This is a genomic window from Halotia branconii CENA392, from assembly GCF_029953635.1.
Taxonomy (GTDB): domain Bacteria; phylum Cyanobacteriota; class Cyanobacteriia; order Cyanobacteriales; family Nostocaceae; genus Halotia; species Halotia branconii.
In genome coordinates this window covers 5,747,001-5,767,714 of record NZ_CP124543.1, presented here as the reverse complement: position 1 = coordinate 5,767,714, position 20,714 = coordinate 5,747,001, and the positions used below count along the sequence as shown (strand labels likewise).

Annotated in this window: 18 protein-coding genes, 2 tRNA genes and 1 other annotated feature (1 of these 21 only partly in view); of the genes, 10 read left to right on the top strand and 10 right to left on the bottom strand. The window is 39.9% G+C overall.

Going from position 1 to position 20,714, the window contains the following annotated elements:
- Window positions 1-165, top strand: a sequence feature (ribosomal protein L10 leader region); it begins 1 nt to the left of the window's first position.
- A 64-nt stretch (window positions 166-229) separates the two neighbouring features.
- The 5 genes from rplJ (at window position 230) to QI031_RS25480 (ending at window position 3,575) form a co-directional block, all read left to right on the top strand.
- A complete protein-coding gene (gene rplJ, locus QI031_RS25500; protein ID WP_281482378.1) occupies window positions 230-793 on the top strand; it encodes a 50S ribosomal protein L10 in 564 nt (187 codons plus the stop codon).
- 80 nt (window positions 794-873) lie between these two features.
- On the top strand, window positions 874-1,269 hold the full coding sequence (rplL, locus tag QI031_RS25495; RefSeq protein ID WP_281482377.1) for a 50S ribosomal protein L7/L12: 396 nt from the start codon (window positions 874-876) through the stop codon (window positions 1,267-1,269).
- A 135-nt stretch (window positions 1,270-1,404) separates the two neighbouring features.
- Complete coding sequence (locus QI031_RS25490; protein ID WP_281482376.1) at window positions 1,405-2,043, top strand: lysophospholipid acyltransferase family protein; 639 nt, start codon at window positions 1,405-1,407, stop codon at window positions 2,041-2,043.
- 132 nt (window positions 2,044-2,175) lie between these two features.
- Window positions 2,176-3,213: an AI-2E family transporter gene (locus QI031_RS25485; protein WP_281482375.1), complete on the top strand. Its 1,038-nt coding sequence runs from the start codon at window positions 2,176-2,178 to the stop codon at window positions 3,211-3,213.
- Between the two features lie 38 nt (window positions 3,214-3,251).
- Window positions 3,252-3,575 (top strand): DUF2288 domain-containing protein, encoded by a 324-nt coding sequence (locus QI031_RS25480; RefSeq protein ID WP_281482374.1) that lies wholly within the window; start codon window positions 3,252-3,254, stop codon window positions 3,573-3,575.
- Between the two features lie 124 nt (window positions 3,576-3,699).
- Here QI031_RS25480 and QI031_RS25475 read toward each other — a convergent pair whose 3' ends face one another.
- The 3 genes from QI031_RS25475 to QI031_RS25465 all read right to left on the bottom strand — a co-directional run bounded on the left by QI031_RS25475 (window position 3,700) and on the right by QI031_RS25465 (window position 5,705).
- On the bottom strand, window positions 3,700-4,230 hold the full coding sequence (locus QI031_RS25475) for a YdcF family protein (RefSeq protein ID WP_281486121.1): 531 nt from the start codon (window positions 4,228-4,230) through the stop codon (window positions 3,700-3,702).
- A 271-nt stretch (window positions 4,231-4,501) separates the two neighbouring features.
- Window positions 4,502-4,575, bottom strand: a tRNA-Arg gene (locus QI031_RS25470).
- Window positions 4,576-4,607: 32 nt separating this feature from the next.
- Window positions 4,608-5,705 (bottom strand): tocopherol cyclase family protein, encoded by a 1,098-nt coding sequence (locus QI031_RS25465; RefSeq protein WP_281486120.1) that lies wholly within the window; start codon window positions 5,703-5,705, stop codon window positions 4,608-4,610.
- Window positions 5,706-5,732: 27 nt separating this feature from the next.
- On the opposite strand from QI031_RS25465, the gene QI031_RS25460 reads away from it, so the two are divergent.
- From QI031_RS25460 to QI031_RS25450, 3 genes are all read left to right on the top strand, one after another.
- Window positions 5,733-6,359, top strand: a complete 627-nt coding sequence (locus tag QI031_RS25460; RefSeq protein ID WP_281482373.1) for a J domain-containing protein — start codon at window positions 5,733-5,735, stop codon at window positions 6,357-6,359.
- Between the two features lie 445 nt (window positions 6,360-6,804).
- On the top strand, window positions 6,805-7,515 hold the full coding sequence (locus QI031_RS25455; protein ID WP_281482372.1) for a hypothetical protein: 711 nt from the start codon (window positions 6,805-6,807) through the stop codon (window positions 7,513-7,515).
- 947 nt (window positions 7,516-8,462) lie between these two features.
- Window positions 8,463-8,837, top strand: a complete 375-nt coding sequence (locus QI031_RS25450; RefSeq protein ID WP_281482371.1) for a hypothetical protein — start codon at window positions 8,463-8,465, stop codon at window positions 8,835-8,837.
- A 69-nt stretch (window positions 8,838-8,906) separates the two neighbouring features.
- Here QI031_RS25450 and cobT read toward each other — a convergent pair whose 3' ends face one another.
- Genes cobT through QI031_RS25435 form a run of 3 tightly spaced genes read right to left on the bottom strand, consistent with a single transcriptional unit; the run spans window position 8,907 to window position 11,452 of the window.
- Window positions 8,907-10,022, bottom strand: coding sequence for a nicotinate mononucleotide-dependent phosphoribosyltransferase CobT (gene cobT, locus QI031_RS25445; RefSeq protein WP_281486119.1), 1,116 nt, complete (start codon window positions 10,020-10,022; stop codon window positions 8,907-8,909).
- Between the two features lies 1 nt (window position 10,023).
- Window positions 10,024-10,758 (bottom strand): DUF2232 domain-containing protein, encoded by a 735-nt coding sequence (locus QI031_RS25440; RefSeq protein ID WP_281482370.1) that lies wholly within the window; start codon window positions 10,756-10,758, stop codon window positions 10,024-10,026.
- 13 nt (window positions 10,759-10,771) lie between these two features.
- Window positions 10,772-11,452: a Crp/Fnr family transcriptional regulator gene (locus QI031_RS25435; protein ID WP_281482369.1), complete on the bottom strand. Its 681-nt coding sequence runs from the start codon at window positions 11,450-11,452 to the stop codon at window positions 10,772-10,774.
- Between the two features lie 906 nt (window positions 11,453-12,358).
- Here QI031_RS25435 and QI031_RS25430 point away from each other — a divergent pair.
- Complete coding sequence (locus tag QI031_RS25430; RefSeq protein WP_281482368.1) at window positions 12,359-16,339, top strand: hypothetical protein; 3,981 nt, start codon at window positions 12,359-12,361, stop codon at window positions 16,337-16,339.
- A gap of 182 nt (window positions 16,340-16,521) precedes the next feature.
- Here QI031_RS25430 and QI031_RS25425 read toward each other — a convergent pair whose 3' ends face one another.
- Complete coding sequence (locus QI031_RS25425) at window positions 16,522-17,862, bottom strand: cytochrome P450 (RefSeq protein ID WP_281482367.1); 1,341 nt, start codon at window positions 17,860-17,862, stop codon at window positions 16,522-16,524.
- A 520-nt stretch (window positions 17,863-18,382) separates the two neighbouring features.
- Here QI031_RS25425 and QI031_RS25420 point away from each other — a divergent pair.
- A complete protein-coding gene (locus tag QI031_RS25420; RefSeq protein ID WP_281482366.1) occupies window positions 18,383-19,090 on the top strand; it encodes a sugar transferase in 708 nt (235 codons plus the stop codon).
- 7 nt (window positions 19,091-19,097) lie between these two features.
- Here QI031_RS25420 and QI031_RS25415 read toward each other — a convergent pair whose 3' ends face one another.
- From QI031_RS25415 to QI031_RS25405, 3 genes are all read right to left on the bottom strand, one after another.
- Window positions 19,098-19,940, bottom strand: a complete 843-nt coding sequence (locus QI031_RS25415) for a carbohydrate ABC transporter permease (protein ID WP_281482365.1) — start codon at window positions 19,938-19,940, stop codon at window positions 19,098-19,100.
- Between the two features lie 114 nt (window positions 19,941-20,054).
- Window positions 20,055-20,128: transfer RNA gene (locus QI031_RS25410), tRNA-Pro, on the bottom strand.
- Window positions 20,129-20,178: 50 nt separating this feature from the next.
- Window positions 20,179-20,544, bottom strand: a complete 366-nt coding sequence (locus QI031_RS25405) for a DUF1818 family protein (protein WP_281482364.1) — start codon at window positions 20,542-20,544, stop codon at window positions 20,179-20,181.
- Window positions 20,545-20,714 lie beyond the last annotated feature (170 nt).

Sequence of the window (20,714 nt, the reverse complement as noted above, 5' to 3'; positions counted from 1 at the left end):
AAACAAAATAAATAAAGCCGGAGACAGCAGGTGCTAATTATTAGCTTAATTTCCTGCCTAGGTTAACGCTCTAATTGCCTACTACCTTTAAGGTATAAATGTGAGTCAGTAAAGAGTATTGCTGCTAAACCCCGGCTAAAATAGCTGGGGTTTGTTGTTTTAAGGTGGTCAGAACAAAACGTATTAAGTAGGGAAAATCGATGATTTTGCCCTTGGAGGTGAAACGAATATGGGTAGAACGTTAGAAAGTAAAAAAGAGATAGTTGCTGACCTCAAAGAAACTTTGAATGAGTCAACTTTGGCACTGGTCATTGACTATCAGGGGCTAACAGTTTCTCAAATCACTGACTTAAGGCAGCGACTGCGTCCTAGTGGTGCTGTTTGCAAAGTGACTAAAAACACCTTAATGGGCATTGCTATTGAAGGTGAGGAAAAATGGCAGCCGATGTCGGAATTGCTGCAAGGTGCTTCTGCCTTTTTGTTAGTTAAAGAGGATTTCTCGTCTGCAATTAAGGCTTACCAAGATTTCCAGAAAGCCACCAAGAAGACAGAACTTCGCGGCGGCGTTATGGAAGGCCGACTGCTCAAAGAAACAGATGTCAAAGCTCTAGGAGATTTGCCATCCAAGGAACAGCTCATCGCTCAAATTGCCGGAGCTATCAATGCTTTGGCTACGAAGATTGCTGTGGGTATCAACGAAGTTCCCGGTTCGCTGGCTCGTGCCTTACAGGCTAAGGCTGACAAAGAACAAGATGGTAGTGCTGAAAGTGCTACTGAAACTGTTGCTGAATAAATTTGCCAAGCCAAGATTTTATCTTGAAGTGAAACTGACCATAAATTGACAAAAAAAATCACATTACAGGAGTTATATCAATGTCTGCTGCAACCGATCAAATTTTAGAACAATTGAAAACTTTGTCTTTGTTGGAAGCATCTGAATTAGTTAAACAAATTGAAGAAGCTTTTGGCGTGAGTGCTGCTGCACCTGCTGGTGGCATGATGATGATGGCTCCTGGTGGTGGCGGTGCTGCGGCTGCTGAACCAGTAGAAGAAAAGACCGAATTTGATGTGATTTTAGAATCAGTTCCTGCTGATAAAAAGATTGCTGTACTGAAGATTGTCCGGGAAATCACTGGTTTAGGTCTCAAAGAAGCAAAAGATTTGGTGGAAGCTGCACCCAAGTCAGTTAAAGAAGCTCTTCCCAAGGATGCCGCTGAAGATGCGAAGAAACGCATCGAAGAAGCTGGTGGTAAAGTAACTGTGAAGTAGGTAAAACTTCATTCCCAGTTTTTGAAAAAGGAGCCTCATTGAGGCTTCTTTTGATTCATATACAGTAGAGAGCTTATTTGATTAAAAGTGCTGGCGATCGCTTATGCTAAATTCAGTTTTATTAAATTATTTTCTGTGAGTAGAAACCGCGAACCGTTTATTAGTCTGGCACTTTACCACGCCTTTAAATGGTCGGTTGTCAGCCCTACGCTTCATGCTTACTTCCGGGGAAAGATTTATGGGGTGGAAAATGTACCCCAATCTCAACCACTAGTAGTAGTGAGTAATCATGCTAGTTACTTTGACCCACCGATTGTCTCTAATTGTGTAGGGCGGCCAGTGGCATACATGGCCAAAGAAGAGTTATTTGAAATCCCAGTTTTAGCACAAGCAATTAAACTATATGGCGCTTACCCAGTCAGTAGGGGAAGCGCCGATCGCACTGCCATTCGTTCAGCTCTAGAATATCTCCATAATGGTTGGGCTGTAGGTGTTTTCTTACAAGGTACTCGTACCCCAGATGGTAGAGTTACAGACCCTAAAAGAGGCGCAGCATTGTTGGCAGCTAAGGCACAAGCACCTTTGTTACCAGTGAGTGTATGGGGAACTGAGAAAATTTTAGCAAAAGGTTCGGCAATACCCCGTGCAGTTCCTCTTACTATCAGAATTGGCAATGTGATTACTACTCCTAGTTCGACAAATAAAGAGGAACTGGAAGCGGTAACACAAAAATGTACAACAGTAATTAATGATATGCACGACTTAGGGCGATAAGGAAATATGCTTTAGGGGGGTAGCGATCGCCACTTGCCTTCTATAAAGTTGAAGATCAACTTACTTTAGCAATTCAGTAAAACTTTGTGCCTAAAAATCACATAGTACTTATCTACCTTTTTGAAATGTAATATGAGCGGCTTCAAAGCCAAGAATATTTGGAATCGGTTGAATAATTTGGCACTAGTCCGCTTTTTACTATTAGTTGCTTCTGGCTGGGCTATTGTTCAGCTTTTGGCTTACTTTGAAACGGTCATAGTTATTTTTACATTTGCCACAATTTTGGCTTTTTTACTCAGTTATCCTGTACAGTGGTTGCGGCGTTTTTTGCCCCGAAGCATAGCAGTAATTGTGGTTTTTTTGACTAGCGTCATCATTATCGGGAGCCTAATTATTACTGTGGGTTTAGGAGTTTTGTCTCAAGGACAACAATTAATTGATAGTATATCTACTTTTTTAAGCTCTTTAGCACCTTTATTAGAGCAATTAGAACAAATTTTTCAAAAACGTAATCTTCAGATAGACTTAAGTGTAATTGAAGAACAATTGCGAAATCAGGCTATATCTTCTTTAGTGACTGGTTTAGCTATTTTGCAACAATTTTTGACTAACTTTGTTACGTTTATTTTAATTTCAGTTGTGGCGTTTTTTATGTTATTGGATGGAGAAAAACTTTGGGGCTTCATCCTCCAAATAGTGCCAACGCAGCGCCGCGCTAGATTTACTCGTATACTTAGACGTAGTTTTTTAGGTTTTTTCCGTGGTCAATTGTTACTTACCTTATTTTTAACAACTTCGACTTTCTTAGTTTTCTTTTTATTAAAAGTACCTTTTGCTTTAATATTGTCTTTAATCGTTGGCATACTAGATATAATTCCAGGCATAGGAGCGACATTAGGAGTTAGTACAATCACTTTAGTAGTGTTATCTCAAAATGTCTGGCTGGCATTAAAAGTGTTAGCAGCTTGTATTGTACTTCAACAAATACAAGACAACTTAATTGCACCACGAGTTATGCAAGATGCGCTTAATCTGAATCCTGTAGTAGTATTTTTTGCTTTGTTAATAGGTGCTAAAGTCGCAGGTTTGCTGGGTGTTTTTATCTCTATTCCTATTGCTGGAGTACTTGTATCTTTGTTTGAAATTGACGAGATGAAAGCAGAGGTTTAGTAAAATTTAGTCGTAGATAACAAAAAAAACGGGGAGTTATGTCAGATTTAAGAGCAGAATTAACAGAAATCCTTGATGAGGCAGAATGGGATTGGTTAATTCCTCATGTACAAAGGGATGCAGTAATTGTAGTAGGGCGGAATTTGGATTTGCTAGATGTAGGAGTAGCGATCGCTAGTGATAATATTGCCTTAGTGCAACAGTGGATTGATCAACAATTAATTGCCAAACCTTCAGAAGTACAGATAGGAGAATGGAATGGCGATGCCCTCAGCGGGTTAAACGAAGATAGTAAACGATTTCATACTCTTATCTTACAGCCTTATGTTTTGATACAAGAAATAGCAAAACAAGATGGGTAAAAGATAAAAACATAAATAAGTTCATAGTCAGAACTTTATTGCTGAGAAGAAAAGGACTCAAGTTTTTATCACAAATTCTCAAAACTATTTTGACTCACTTGAGGTGGTATTTCTTTATTTCAATTTAGTGCCTATTTTTACCTTCATTTGCACCAGTATAACCAGTAGCTACCCAAAGTAAAGCCCTAGCACCATCACGGACAGACTTTTCTACAGGTTCAGACCGAGTTGCTGAAGGAACTGCTACCGATTGAAATCTAATACCCCGACTACCTAAAACTATCTCACCAATGACACAAGCTCTCCGCATGTGGAAATCTGAAGTAATCAAATAAACACTCTTAATACCGCGAACTTGCAAATCATCCACTAAAGTAGTAAAATTTGTAACAGTATCTACAGCTTCATAATCCAGATGTAAACGCTTGGAATCAATACCAGCTTTAGTGAACACCTTTTGAGTAGATCTAGGTGGACTACCACCAGAAATCCAAATTGGTAAATTTGGATGCTGTCGGGCAAACTGGGCTGTAAACCTTTCTCGTTCTAGATTTTTTGTTGAACCGCCTAACACTACTACTGCTTGCGGTTGCTTGTACTCGTTTTGTATTTCTTTTGCTCCTAACCACATTAACAGCGGTAAGGCAAGAACCATAAACCGAAATGATTTACCTGTAAACAATAGATTATTTTTCAAGGCTCTACGACTTCATCGCTATGACAAAATTTTCTCTGAAAAAATATAAACAACTATTGTAGGGTAGCAGATTTTTGTCAAATTTACCCAAGTGTTAATTCGGATTTTTTGTTAATGCAAGTGTAATCGCGCATTAATGTTATCAGCTCTGCTCTGATGGATTATCCTATATTAAATTCAGATAATTCCTCAAAAATCCTGACTAATTTTTAATGTTATGTTTTGAAGACGGGACTGGTGCGACTTGAACGCACGACCTAGCGCTTAGGAGGCGCTCGCTCTATCCAGCTGAGCTACAGCCCCAACTACGAAGCAATATAATAATAGCAGTAGTTTTAGTTAGATTGCCAAGAATCATCCCAAGAATCGCCACCTATTTCTAGTCCACAAAGAGAACTTTGGGCTTTGAGGATTGTTTGAGATTTCTTACCACTAATTTTTCTTAGCTCTAAATCTAGCTGTCCTTGCATGGTATCCCGACAACAAAATAAAAGACCATTTGCCGTCGGCGCACGCAGAGGTGTTCCAGGTAGATGTGTAGTTCCTGTTAACTCAATTTCATACTCTAAAGAACGTGCTTGCATTTGCCATCTACCCCAAGGCTGAATATTCCACTTGACTGTTGAGTTCCAGGGAACAAATTCATAAAATTTGCCTTGATAATGCAAGCCAATCATGGCTACCGATTCCATCCACCACAACACGCCGCGCCGTCCACCACCAGCAGTTAATGCTAAATCTGGTTCGCTATCAAAGCTATTACAGTTAAGCCAAAACCATTTTTGAGGAAAAGCACCACCCCAATTTTTCTCACTATATGCTGGGGCATTAATAAATTCATAAATTTTGCCATTCCAATCAATCCAACCAGTAGCTAAGCCGTGAGCCATCAAAATTTGCCATCCAGGCTCAAAAATTTGCAAAAATGACAGCCAGCCAGCGGTTGATTGCTGAATGTTGTTTTGGTCTCCCCAAAAGTATACAGGTTGAATTTCATATAACCAACGGCAATAATTATTAGTAGCGCGATCGCAAATTATCCCCTGATTTAAGGTCGCTGTAGCTTGATAGCCTTCTTGAATATGACGCTCAAACTCTGGTGGTAATAGGTACAGTGCTTGACTATTGAGGTTGGTTTGACCCCAATGACCCAAACCGAGAACATCTTGAGTACCCCAAAATTTTTTCACATCAGGAAAGGTACGACACAGATATTCATCATTAGGGCCGAGAACTTGAGCTGCACCACCGCTATAGGGTTTATCGCCAATGGGATCTTCAATGGAATACATAAAGGCGAAGGTTTGCCTAATATCAGGTAAAGTTACGCGATAATACCAACCTTCAAAAAAGCGGCGGCTACTACCATCCCAGTGGTAGCCGCTATGAGGCGTTTGGTTTGACCCAAGAGGAAGTACAGGAATAGTTAACATGGATTTACATAGTTGCCTATTTCCAGTATGCGCGATCGCCTTGACATCAATCATGCTTATGAAATTCTAGGGTTAACACCTGGTGCATCCCAGGCACAGATCAAGCAGGCCTATCGTCAGCTAGTTAAAACTTGGCATCCTGATCGCTTTTTTGACCAAAAGCAAAAACAAGAAGCTGAGTCAAAAATCAAAAAAATCAACGCAGCTTACAATACGCTCAAATCTGAACTTCCATCTGCATCCCAACCTGCATCTACTGAAAATCAGTCTTCACCAACAAATCCAAAAAATCCCATCAAAATCTCTGTCAATCGTTGGGATGCGGAAACTTTTTATAACTGGGGAGTAGAGAATGCAACTCAAGGTAAATATTCAGAAGCGATCGCAGACTTTACAAAAGCGATTAGTTTGAACCCTCATTATATTGAAGCATATAAATACCGTGGGTTAGTTTGCTCTCAACTAGGATATGAATATCGAGCCGCTTCAGATTTAAATAAAGCCGCAGAACTAGAAGGAGGTTTTAACATTCAAACAACTGCTTCCACATCACGATATTCAAGAAAAAGATATTCATCAAAGTCTAGATATCTTGTAGAAAAGTTATGTCAAAAAATTAAAAATTTATTGCGGCTAAATCGGCGTTGGCGGTAATATGCAAATTTTTGATTTATCGACAAATCTCAATTAAAGTACGTTATAGCTTACTTTTAATGCACTACCGTATACAGTTAATTCACTTTTGCTTCATGAATTACTAACATTTACTTCAACCAAAATTAGCCTAATCTTCATAAAATAAGTATTTATTCGGATGAATCTTGATAATTGAAATTACTGAGACAAAAATCCATATTAAAAACCTGTCAATCAGTTATCTCTTAACCCAATAAGCTAAAAAACAAGCTTCAACAATCATTCTTTTGATGGATTTAATAATCCATCCTGACGATAGATACAGATGATTAATGAAAGAGGTTATTCTTGAGCATATCTAAAGTTAACTAACAAATAAAACTTTAGATACATAAAACGTTTTCAACCAATTAAAACCTTTTGTATTTTTCAAAAATTAAATTGAGGAGTGAAATCAAAAGTTATGACTATTCCTAATAATCAAGAAAATAGAGAGATCAAGCAAGAAACTTATACAGATAGAGACGGTAATACCCGCGCTCATGTAACGCGAACAACTGAAACAGTCAAAAACAGCACTGTTAATCCCAACTCTTACCAGAATGGTTACGTAAATGGCCGCAACAGTGAGCGTAATTACCAGCAAGCTAATTTAGCTGAGCGTGATAATAACAATGCTTCACGGGGTCTACTGTTAGGTATTATCCTGACTTCTTTGGTTAGTTTAGTTGCAGGTGCTATTTGGTATGTCAACCAACGCAACAACGAAGCTGTTGATAACACCACACCAGTTTTGGTTCCTGTACCCAGTAATAGTAGTCCTGCCCCCAGCGCGTCTCCTCAACCACAAACTACAATCATTGAAAGAACTAGAGAAGTACCTGTTCCAGTTCCACAACAGCAGGTTTCGCCTCCAGCTACATCTTCTTCACCAGATATTAATATTACTGTTCCACCCCAACAGCCTAGGACAGAAACACCGCCTGCTGCAACTCAGACAATTCCTGGAAGAATACCAAGTTCAAGTAGTCCAGATAGTAACACTTCTAGTCCAGGCGCAAACAGTGATACCTCTACAACCACTTCGCCCCAAGGTACAGACCAGTCCAATGGTACATCTAATAGTGGTTCTTCTACCACTGACGATAGTAGTACAGGAGGCTCTGCTCAGTAACAATTTCTGAAATTTTAATTAAGCCCCTTCTCTACGAGGGGCTGCGCGCCAAGTAGCCCCGAAGTTGCTCCTCTTGGGGAGCAACTTCTGTCTTAGTGGGCGAAAAAATCCTTGCATTTGGGTCAGGTAAAACTCCAACGCCCTTCGGGTGACACTCGCAAGCTCGCTACCGCTACGCTAACGGCAGTTCCTCATGGGGGAAACCCCCTCTGAGCGACTGCCTCACCAGTTCTCTCAAGTCGGGAAACCCGCCCACGAGACTGGCTTCCCCTTGTGAGCGGCTTGGCTTTTCTGTTGCCTGTTGCCCGTTCCCTGTTCCCTTTTATTTACGTGAAATACGCTGTAGAAGTGCGTACCAATTAAGACAATTCTTAAGAAAAATTTCCGAATTGTTGCGACAAATTAATGCTAGTCAAGTTTAGTAAACACAGGAATCAGTTTAAAAAAGAGAATGCTACATTAAGGACAAGGTACAAGAAGGTTAAAGCTTCATTAAACCTAAAGCCTTGAAATTAGAGCCTGTACCTCCTGCTCTAGTGTCCTCGCAATCTCTATCTCATTGCTGCATCTTTGTGAAAGTGTTTTGATCTTAAAGTTTATTTGATTTTTGGAGGTTTTTGAACGTACAGCCAGATATGCCTGCCTATTGGAATTTTAAAGATGCTCAATGCTAAAGATGATGATTGCAAATAGTGTCCACCTTATTTGAGTTATTTTCTTCTGTTTTCTAAAACGATTGCATATTTAATAACCGCCCTAAGTTACTGATACTTCTCCATCGTAGCTTTCGGCGGTTATAATTTTTTCAATAGCTGTCGCCTCAGCAAGCCCTACTTAGCGATCGCATCCTGACAGAAATATTTGAAAAAATTAAATAATTCATAAGTAATGTTAAGATTGTCACTAAATTGAATAACATAGAGAAAATTTACGTATAAGAGTATTAAATGGAGCCATTACAAAAGCAGATTCTGACTTTGAGCCATAAACTAGATGCTCTCTGCCAGATAATTGAGCAGCTTGACATTAAAGTTGCTCAAACTTTTTCAGAGTGTTCTTTAGCAAACTCTCAAGCAAAAGATCATAATTTAGAACATAGCGATGGTAAACACTACCAATTAAAAGGAAAAACCAATTTAAATCCAGAAATGGAACACAAGGATGTATTGACAGATAGTATTTATCTAGATATGAATCCTCAAGACAAAGACAAAATTTTAACACCCGAAATTCAAATACAACGACTGACCGCCCAGTTAACAGCCGCATATAACCGCATTGCGGCTTTAGAAGAACAATTACTTAGAGATAGAATCCACTAAAATTCATTAACTATTCAGTAGTCAATATTCCCAGAATTTGCCGTTAGCTCTATGAGTCCGGTCTTTTTATTATTGACTATTGAATCGGCTCAGGCGCTGAAATTGGTCTTCAATAGCTGCCAAAAGCTGATTTTGCTGCCAATCTTGGTAAAGATGGGCGGCAATACAAGCTGCACCAGCGCCGACACCTTCTTTGACAAAGCCTCGTTCATAAGCTTGAAGTTGGGGGTAACGAGAATTAGCCAAATTCAACTGAGTCACCAGTAGGGGAGGATTTTTTTGATTTAAATTGGTGGCTAACTCAATAGTACTACCAGTTGGATCTTCTGCTACCCAACGGGTTGTACCCACGACTACTTCGTGAGGTTGCCAAAATAAATTATAAGCTTGAGCGATCGCCCAAATCAAAGCATAAACTGCCAGCATTTGTGTACCACCCCCCAATAAAACACCACAACTACGACTAGCAGCGATCGCCATCCCAGCTACTACCACTTGCATGGGATCGCCTACTGCCGCTACGAGTTCTAAAGGGTCAATTATCAGTTTTCTGTGGGAAAATGCTCGTTTTAGTCCTGCTTGCACTACTGCCCATTTTTGCTCATGGTTACAAACAGGATGACTACTGTTAACTTTTCCCACAGCATTGATTCCTAAGCCTGTTAAAACCGCTAAAGCAGTTGTGGTTCCTCCAACAACGCACTCACTTAAAATGAGATATCTTTGGGGAGTTTCAGCCGCCAGACGCTCACCCCAAAGTAATCCTTGCTGAAATAGGTGATGGACGATCGCCAATTCCATAGCTTCGCCTTTGCTTACACACTGAGCGATCGCCCCCCCCAAATCAATGATTGGTATAGCAGGGAACTGAGGTAAGCCAGCATTAAACAAATACACAGGAATTTTCAGCGCCTCAACTACAGCGCGAGAAATCAGCACAGGTGACGCTCCATCGGCTAACGGTGGTAGAGAATATTGGGGCTGGTGTTCTGGGCCAGAATATAAAAACTCAGCATCAGCACAAGCAGTATATTGGCGATCTGCGGGAGTGCTACCTGCTGCCGAAATTCCTGGAATTAATCCTGTTTCTGTAAAACCTAAAACACAAGCAAAAATCGGCAAACAACCGCGATATTTAGCAGTCCATGCCTTACCCTGTTCTATTTGGGTGTAAACATGAATCAAGTCACTCATAATCCATCAAGACTTGCACCCAACGCGGCGGACGGGGGATAGGATTTCCCAGCCGATCTAACAACAGCCATGCTGCTAAATGGACTATAAATAAATAAATCAAGTTATTGAATATAATTAAAGCGATCGCCCCTAATTGAATCAAAAATACATTAGGAATAGCTAATAGTTGCAGCTTTAAAAAGATCCACTCAGTTAGTTCTGTTACCTGATTAATTAAATAAATCCACAGATCCTCACCTGATAAAACAGATAACAACCACAGCCTAAAAAAGACTCCCAAAGTACCCAATAATGTACCTAAAATGATAGAAGCAATCCAGGGTACACGCCGATACCACGTTGCTCCCAAAAGTACTCCCATAAAAGCGTAGGGCATAACAAATAGTAAACTGCGAATTGGCCCCATTAGTACCGATAGTAATAACCCAGAGGTAAGTGCTGACATCCAGGCTGCACGTTTGCCCCAACGCAGATAAACTAAAGCGATCGGCACAGGAAAAAATATCCGTAAAATTGGCCCTAAGGGAAAATAAAAATTAATGAACCAAATTAGGCTAGCAGTACTAGCTAAAAACGCTGTTTCCACCATCCTCAAGGGCGCATCAACTTTCAATTGAGGTGGCTTTAATTGCTCGTGTTGATCTAACCATCCATTGAGAGGGCTGGGAGATTCAGGCGATGGATCTGATTCTGGCTCGTCTGGTGAAGAATCTAAAATGCTCATCTTAGAGAAGTTGTTAAATGATCGTTCTTTCCAGTGCTAACAAATCAGGAATACAAATAGAGTCTTGATCCCGTTTAATCAACCCTTTTTTTTCTAATCTTGTCAATACTCTTGTAACAGTTTCCCGCGCTAGTCCGCTTAAACTACTCAACTCTCGATGAGGTAAATTAGGAATTTCGGTTCCTGTCTGTCTCTGTTTGCCTTGTCCATCTGCCAAAAATAACAAGGTGTCTGCTACCCGTGACTGACTATCAGATTCCCGCAAGCGCAGTCGCCGATTTACTTGTCGCAAGCGTCTAGCCATTAGCTGTGACAACCGGACTCCTGCTAATGGCTCTGTGTAAAGTAACTTAACAAAATCTTGAGATGGTATACTGCCAATAATTGTAGGAGTCAGGGTAATCACATCCGTTGATCGAGGTACTTCATCTAGCGCCGCCATTTCACCAAATAATTCCCCATTGCCAATAATATTTAGTGTTACTTCTTTCCCTTCTAAATTGTAAGTACGAATTTTTACCCATCCTTCGAGGATAAAATAAACTGAGCCGCCCCAGTCATTTTCTAGCAAAATTACTTGATTAGCTGGGTGTGTGCGGGTAACAAGATGGGTGAGGGCTATTTCCACAGCAACTTCTGGCAACCCTTGAAAAAAGGGAGTTGAGAATATCCAGGGATTGATCGAGTCTTCCATTACGGCATCTTTATTCCAGCGGCTACATACACAACAGACAAAAGCCCTACCTTCAGCCTAAACCATCTCAGTACTGCACAAACCATGTAAAACCAGAAAATGACAAGAGCGTTGTTGATCAATAATCTTCACCTATGCTTCAAAACTAAGTAAATTCTTTTATACACAGTAGTTTATAGCTTCAGTACAAGTGCGCGGCAGTTGAGTTTCGACTGCGCGGTAATCGAGCGAAGTCGAGATTCAACTACCACTAGCCGAAGTGTGATGAGTAGCAAAAACAACTGACCACTAACACCAAATACCGCCTCTTCCAAGGGTGAGATGAGCTTTATCTACTTTGCAATAGCTGTAAAGATTTTTGTCCATTTACTTAATAAATACTGAAAAACACTGAGAACCAACATCAATAATACTGAATAAAGTTAATTTTTGCTAACTTAAAATTACAGCAATCGAGAATCAAGTAAAAAAATGCCATCTTGCCATTTAGTCACTCGTTAGTTACATTGATTGCTCGTGTGGGTGCAAAGTGGAGGATATTTGTCTTGTAAATCTGGTATCTGTGGTCAAGAGTTCGTCTAACCCAAACTATCTACTTAGGTGTTGCATTTTTCTATGTTTTTTATAATATGAAGCCGAGAGGCTGTAACATCGCCTGTATGGTGAGAGGGCACAGCGCCTTGTAAACTACCTTGTGCTGACAACTGCTGACAACTTCGGAATACCTTTTGTATCCTTAGACTTCAATTAGCTGTCAAGCTAATTTTCTCAGACAAGCGCTGAGCGCGATCGCTACGATTCCTAGTCATTGGAGTCTCAAGAACAGTTTCTCACCTCGGTACTTTCAGTAATTGCTAAGTAATTCCCATCCCAGTTGACGTACAGTTCTAGCTAAGGTAATTCAAAGTGACTTCCCGCGAAGATGAAATTAAAAAACTGATTGCAGATATTGATAACTTGCTGACTAGCAGTGGTAAACGCTTACCTAGGCTTTTGTCTAATCAGACACCAGAGCCAAAAGAGGTTTTAGAGCGAGTTCGCAACTTCCTAGTGCAGATAGAAGAAAACGATCGCCTAAACAAGTCTACAGAACAACCGCTGCGATCGCCTTTGTTGGCAAAATTTGTTGACCAATCTTCAACAGGACAAAATCAACCAGACCAAGAACAAAATAATTTTATATCCCAACAGTTAAAAAACGAATTTTCGGCACTTATACAGCCTCTGCAAGCAGAATTGACAGCGATGTTGCAAGAGCGAGCTACTCTTGTACAAGAAATTAGACAGCTAGAACAAAAGCGACTGCACCACTACTCTTTAAGCCAGCAGTGGGAAAATCAAGAGCAGATGATCTCCGAGTTTTTACAAGTACTCATGACTCGCCTCATCCCAAATTTAACGCCGCAGCTGGCCGAGAATTTGGTAAATTCTGCTAGTTCTTTGCAAACCAACTATCAAGACGAAAACATAGAGCTAACACCTCCTACAACTACGCCATTCTTAGAATCCTCAGATCAAACCGAAAGGTTAACCCAACTGGCTAGAGATTTAGATCAACGCTTATTATCACTAGATGGCACTGTAAATGTTGTATTTGATGCCTTACAACGCAACATTAATACTTATCACGAGTCTTTGTCTCAATCTCTAGCTAGAATGCACAGTACGGGAGTGCAAGGCGAACAGTTGATGGAGATTTTCCTCAACAATTTGACACAGTATTTGCAGCCGCAATCTGCGACTTCTCTAGGTAAAGAAAATAAACCGCTGCCATCACTTAATACTATTGCTTCAGAAACAATACAGTCAGATTATACAAATGCTGAGATCGAAAGTCAGCCTTTAGAATTTATAGAACCAGAGATCGAAAGTCAGCCTTTAGAATTTATAGAACCAGAGGCTGTATCGGCTATTGATCCAGAAGCAGAAGATATAGATGCAATGCTTTTGGAGTTGGGTGTAGATGAGGCTAAACCATTGGGTTTGCAGTCAGATAATGCGACGTTAATGGGTGATGCAGATGAAGTAGATCAACTTTACGCTAGTTTGTTTGGCAATAGTAGCTTTAATAAACCTAGTGTTGAAGTCAACCCAGAAACAACAGATTTATCGCCGTCGGATATTGCAGATACTACACCTACAGTTCCCAGTAATCAGGAATCACCATCGAGTATCCCTGACACCGCGCCTACTTCCCCTGAAGATTCTACCTCAGGATTGCCAGATCCTTGGCTCGACAAATCAGACCCAAGTTTTTTGGAGCAAAGCCAAACTAATCTGCCAGAAACGCTAAATGATGCAACGCAATCTATAGACTTATCACTAGAATCATGGCAAGCATTGTTTTTTGATGAAGATACTGACTTAGCTAAACCTACGGATTTGTCAATCTCACTAGAAGAAGAAGTTTTAGATGCGGACAGTATTCAGCCTAGAAGAATTGACACAATTACAACCTTAAGTGACTTAAGTGACCTCTTCGCTGATATTGAAGAGCAGTTACCGACAGAAACACCAATAGAGCAAACTGTTACTCAAAATTTAGAAGTAGTAATTAATGAAGATGAACAGCAAGAAGAGTTTTTAGATAACTACATTCCAGCTTCACCCCAAGAGAATTTACTCTCACCAGAAATCAACCAACCTGCCAACGTACAGGATATTTCTTTAGACGAACAGCAATTGCAGCAATTGCATCAAGATTTGGCAAATTTTGATGAACAGTTAAATCCGGCAATGAATGTTTGGGATAGTGCCGAAAGTTGGGTTGAAGACAGTAACCAACCGCAACAAACCACAGAAAATACACCTGATGTTGCTTTTCCTCATGCAGAAGTGCAAAAGATTACGCCTATATCTTTGCCTCAAACAGAAGCTGATTTAGACTTTAGCCCTACAGTTGAAAAAAAAAATGAAGTTACAAATTCTGAGTCAGATCAGTCTATAGTTGCAAATTCCAACTCTCCAAATAATTCAGAAATTGCAATCGGTGTTCTTGACTCAGTATGGTATTTAGGAATTGATTTAGGTACAACTGGAATTTCTGCGGCTTTGTTGAATCGCTCTAGTTGTGTTGTTTATCCTATTTATTGGTCAGCAGAAAACCAAGTAGGAACTACTTCATTTCAACAATCATTTCGTTTACCAGCTGAGGTTTATTTACCTACTGCTTCTGTGCCTCATGGAGAGACTGAAAGCGCACAAGATCAAGTAGCTGAAAATCTTACTAGTTCCGAATCAGCGATCGCTCCTCAAAAAAATCTCTATTCAGCGCAATTAAAGCCATATTTACAGATAGCTATTCCCTACAAGAGTAGGCAACAAAGATGGGAACCTGTATTGCAATTTAATGAATTTTCGGCAGGGCCTTTAATTTGGGTAGTGCGATCGCTCTCAAAATTATTATTAACTCTCAAATCAGATCGCCATAGCACCACTCAGGGTTTAACTGCTACGGCTGTTGGTTTTAATGCCCCAACTTTCCACAGTATTATTAGTAATATTGCTGGTATTATCTGCACTTGTCCATCTAACTGGTCAGAACAATATCGCTTCAATGTGCGGGAAGCTTTACTAACTAGCAAACTCGTTCAACATCCCCAACAAGTATTTTTTATAGAAGAAGCGATCGCCAGTCTACTGGGCGCACTTGATGGTGAAAATGGCGAAACAGTCCAACTAAGCGATCGCCAAGGTTTACGTCCAGCCAAAACTAGCGATCACCCCCAGGTTGGTAACACCCTTGCCATTAATATTGGAGCAAGTGCAACCGAAATGGCGCTAGTCGATTTGCCAGAAAATCTGCTGCCATTAGCACACCAAGACTTCATGCTACACGGTTTTGCATACGCTAGTAAAGGCATTGAGCAAGATATAATTTGCCAGTTACTGGTTCCACCCAAGTATCGACAATCACGTTTTACCAGCCAGGGAAATGACAAAACAATGAGTAATCCTTGGCAATGGCAAACTGCCTTTCCTGGTATAGACCAAATGTATTGGCAGAGTCTGGGTTTAGAAGAATTAGATTTACCCAGAGTCGGAGAACCAGATATTGACGCTCGGATTCGCCTCCAGCAGCGTCTAGAAAGTTCCTTACTAGGACAAGCTGTACTAGATGCAGCTCTAGCTTTGAAGCTAATTTTGCAGCACCAAGAATCTTTTACCCTTGAACTGGCTGATCAACGGTGGATATTCCAGCGGCGAGACTTGGAAAGTCAAGTATTTATTCCCTTTGTGCGTCGCTTGAACCGAGAACTTAACAAGTTGTTGGTAGCTCGTGGCATTCCTACAGAAGCAATCAATCAAGCTATTTTGACTGGTGGGGTGGCTTCCTTGGGAGTTGTCAACAGTTGGCTGCGGCAAAAACTTCCTAACGCTAAAATTATTCAGGATTTATATCTAGGTGATAATGGCGCTCCTAATTGTAGTCGGGTTGCCTACGGTCTCGCTATGCTACCTCTACATCCTCAGGTTTTAGAAGAATCCAGACAACAGTATACTGACTATTTTCTGTTTACCGAATTGCTGCGGCTTTTGCCAGACAGAACCTTATCTTTCGGTGAAGTTCTTCAGTTGTTCGAGGGTCGTGGCATTAATACTAGTATCTGTCAACAACGCCTGTTAGCTTTCTTAGAAGGTGAATTACCTCCTGGTTTAATACCTGCAAGTTCGGATACTACTTGGCTGACCCAGAAATCTCATGAAAATTCTGACTACCAAGCGATCGCAGCAGCACCATTGTTTGAAAAACAAGGAAATCTCACTTATCGTCCTAATTTACTACAGATGTTGGCTTTGCATCGCTATCTGAATGCTATTAAAGCTAGTATTCAGCAGTCACTAGAGGAACCATACACAGTGAATTTTGCCTCTGTTACTCATTAATCTTTAGGCGCAGTCTTGGATGATTTCTAGCGAAGAAAACACCAATGCTGACGAGTTTTGACTTTGCTCAACTCTCGACTCTTTCGTTGGTTAAGCGAACTTGTACTGAGCGTAGTCGAAGTAGTCGAAACCAACGACTGCGGTAAATTCATTAATGAAATTCACCTTGTAAATTAAACCACTCAACTCACAAGACTCATTTTTACTCCACCTTGAGGAGCCATTAAAAAACCTCGACGTGCTGGAGTCACAGGGACTTTTTCCTCTAATTTCAACTGATGATTTAAGAGAATCGTCGCCAGAATTAATTTCATTTCAAACAAAGCAAATGTTTGACCCAGACATTGCCGAGAACCTCCTCCAAAAGGCCAAAATTCATAAGATGAGTATTTACGATTAATAAACCTTTCTGGTTGAAATTTGTCTGGTTGGGGATATAAATCTTCTCGACGATGAGTTAGGTAAATACAAGGTGTCACGTATGTCCCAGAAGCAACTTCATATCCTCTTAAATTAACAGAGCGTAGAGTAATTCTTGGAAAAGTGAAAAGAACTACAGGATAAATCCGCAAAGTTTCTTGACAAATTGCTGTCAGATAAGGAAGTTGGGCAATTTTGATCGGGTCGGGAGTATTTAAATTTTGTAACTCATGCAACAATTTCTGATAGACTTTTGGTTGTTGGTGAATCCAGTACAAAGCCCAAGCGATCGCCGTAGCAGTGGTTTCGTGACCAGCATTGAGTAAAGTTAAAAGGTTATCTCTTAATTCGTCATTACTCATAGTCTCTCCATTTTCATATCTGGCTTCTATCAGCAAACTCAGAATATCAAAACGACTCGATTGCACTTGTTGGCGACGCTCCAATATTTCCGTCATCAATATTTGATCAATCTGTTGTCGCAAACGGAGATATTTTCCCCAAGGACTCCAAACACCTAAATCTTTCTGTAAAGACGGAAGTAATAAAATACTGGCGCTGAGTGGTGAACTAGTCAAACCCAGCCAAGTTGTCATTAAATTTTTCAGTTTTTCAAATTTTAATCCTTCATCAATACCAAAGACTACTTTTAAGATAATCGTCATGGTAATCTCTTCACTGAGATGACGAGCAATAAAGGTTTCACCTGGGTTGAGGTGTTGTATTACTTGTTGGGTAATCTCACAAATTTGTTGCCCATAATTGACCATCTGTTCCCCATGAAAAGGAGGCATGATTAACTTTCGCTGTTTTTGATGACGTTCTCCATCTTGTACAATCAATGAGTTTTCTCCAAGTTGAGGTTTGAAAATTTCATTAGCAGCACCTGGAGCATTAAGAATTTTGTTTGTGGGGTTAAATAACTTTTGAAGATCCTGGGGATGACTGACAACTAAAGTTTCTAGACTGCCAAAGGAATTAGTAAAAAACAGCTCTCCATAATTTTTGGCACAACGCTCCAAAAACTCCAATGGTTTTAGAGTTGACTCGATTTGTTGGATAAATTTAGGAGTTTTAAGTTTCTCAATTTGTTTAATTGTCATAGGTCTTGGCTGGGCGATGATTATTTTATTTAAGGTTAATTGTCTAAAGTATATTTAATTGCTATCTTACAGCGAATTTACATCAGAATAAGGCTGAAACTCTTACTAAAGGTAAGTCAGCTCTAATATCAAAAATTTTAATGTGGGAAAGGCAAATTTTGGTGTGGATTCTCCTTCCCAATATTACCGTTGTCTTGTCGCGCAGCGTAACGCATTGTCAATAATTCAAGTTGCGATCGCCTCCGGCATAATACTGTTATCTGTTCTTTGACATATCACATTATTCCGTAGCGATAATTCACTAATTACCCCTACTTTGACATCAAATTGCGTAATTCCTGATCAGCTGTTGTATTTCTATTTGAGAAAAAACACGCAAAATTTAAAATACTGAGTTTAACCACAAAGATTATGTAAACTTTGAACTTTCCGTTTTTTTACTGGTTAAAATTTTGTTTGTATGAATACTTAATAAAAACTCAGTACTAACCAGGAAATCAATAAATATTCAACTCAACTTATGTCCATACCTACTTCTACCTCTAATAAAAGAGATTGTGCTGTGAATAATTTAGCTATTTTTACCCATCTTGATTCAGTTAATTGCTCACAACAACCTTTACATCCCTCAACTACAAGTATTACAAAACGAGCAATCGACATTTTAGGAGCAATTATTGGTCTGACAATTACATCCTTGGTAGCAATTCCTGTAGCAGTTGCTACAATTGCTAACAATCCAGGGCCGATATTTTATTCCCAAGTTCGTTGTGGTTTGAATGGACGGCCTTTCCGCATTTGGAAGTTTCGTTCGATGGTGGTTGGTGCTGATAAACTTAAACATTTAGTCAAAAATCAAGCCAAAGGTCACATCTTTAAAGCTGCTAACGATCCTCGCATTACTCCTGTGGGTAGATTTTTGCGATGCACTAGTTTAGATGAATTACCTCAGTTTTGGAATGTTCTAGTTGGAGATATGAGTTTAGTTGGTACTCGTCCACCTACTCCTGATGAAGTCATACATTATGAACCACATCATTGGCAGAGATTGCGCGTCAAACCAGGTATGACTGGAGAATGGCAAGCTAACGGTCGTTCTAGCATCGAAGACTTTGAAACCATCGTCAGCATGGATCTAAAATATCAGCGTAAATGGTCGGTAGCCTATGACCTGAGTTTAATTTTAAAAACTATCTGGGTAGTATTCAAAAAAAGTGGCGCTTGTTAAATATAGTTCAACCTTTAACGCCACTACCAGTTTCTGTGGGTACGATATAACGCTGTAAAAATAAAAACAATAACAGTACTGGAGCTATAGAAATTATTGAGCCAGCCGCTACTAACCGCCAGTCTAAAGAAAATGTACCCGCTAACTTTGCTACACCCAAGGGAAGTGTATACAAATTTTCATCTTGGATGACAATTAATGGCCAAAGAAAGTCACTCCAAGAACCGATGAAGACGAAAATAGCTAGGGTGACAAGTGCTGGTCGAATAGCTGGTAACATAATATGCCACCATAAGCCTAACTCTGAGCTGCCGTCCATACGAGCAGCTTCTTCTATTTCTTTGGGGACACCTATAAATGCTTGTCGCAACAGAAAAATACCAAAGGCAGAAGCTAAACTAGGAAAAATTATTCCCCAATAAGTGTTGACTAAGCCTAGTTGGACTGTCAAAACGAACAGAGGAATCATCACAATCTGAAAGGGAATCATAATTGTAGAGACGATCGCAATAAAAATCCAGTCTCTTCCCGGAAATGATAATCTTGCCAGTGGATAGGCAGCTAAAGCACAAAATATGAGATTTAAGCCTACGGTCAGCACTGCTACTAGAGTACTGTTATACAAGTATTGTCCAAAAGGCAGAGATTGCCACACACGAGAGAAATTTTCTAGTGTCGGTTGACTAGGCAATAGCTGTGGTGGCGACTGCAAGATATTTTCTGTAGGAGATTTTAAGGCTGTACTGACAAGCCATAATAAAGGAAACAGAGTGATAAGTGCGATCGCTGCTAAAACTCCATATCTAACCACAATTTTAAGTTGTGAGTTGCGCCTTAAAGAATTGATCATTGATCTGTGTTGACTAATTTGAAATTTAATTATTGTATCTTCGTCCCAAAGCTACAGAAACTAAAAAACCTGCCAATCTTTTGTTAAAGACTAGCAGGTAGGGTCTTTTGTCAATCGGAGCGGCGGGATTCGAACCCACGACCTCCACTACCCCAAAGTGGCGCGCTACCAAGCTGCGCTACGCCCCGGTCAGAATTTCGATTATATTGCAAATCTCTAAGATAATCAATAGGCAACTTTAAAAAACCTTAAGCATCTCAGCTGCTTGCAATAAACCCGGCACGGCATCAGCATCCCATTTGCCTTCTACACAGCGCCCTGTATTAATTATCAAGCGCAGACTGTAAATATGAGGATAGCCTTCTACTTCCATCCATAATAAATTGCTTTCAGCTTCACAGGCAATTTTCTCTTCAGCCATTAATTCAGCTGTGAGTTGTTTCATCGTGTCTGCTAGCTGTGTTAAGAGACGACAAAATTCATTTAACTCGGCTGCGGTTAACTCAACTGCCCAATCATCTGTACCTACTAAACCTTTAAATTCTTGTGCATTCGGATTCCAGCCAATCCGCCAACCCAATCCACTTTTTAAAACACGTTCCATTATTCATTCAATAGATATTTTACAACATTGACATATAGAATGATAAAATACTAAGCTGGCAAATATTGGTTGTTTACAACGAGTAATTTTTAATAATCATGTAGATATAGAGTAACCCTTTACAGTCTGATTTATTAAAATTTTAATCAACCTAAATCAACTAATTAAAA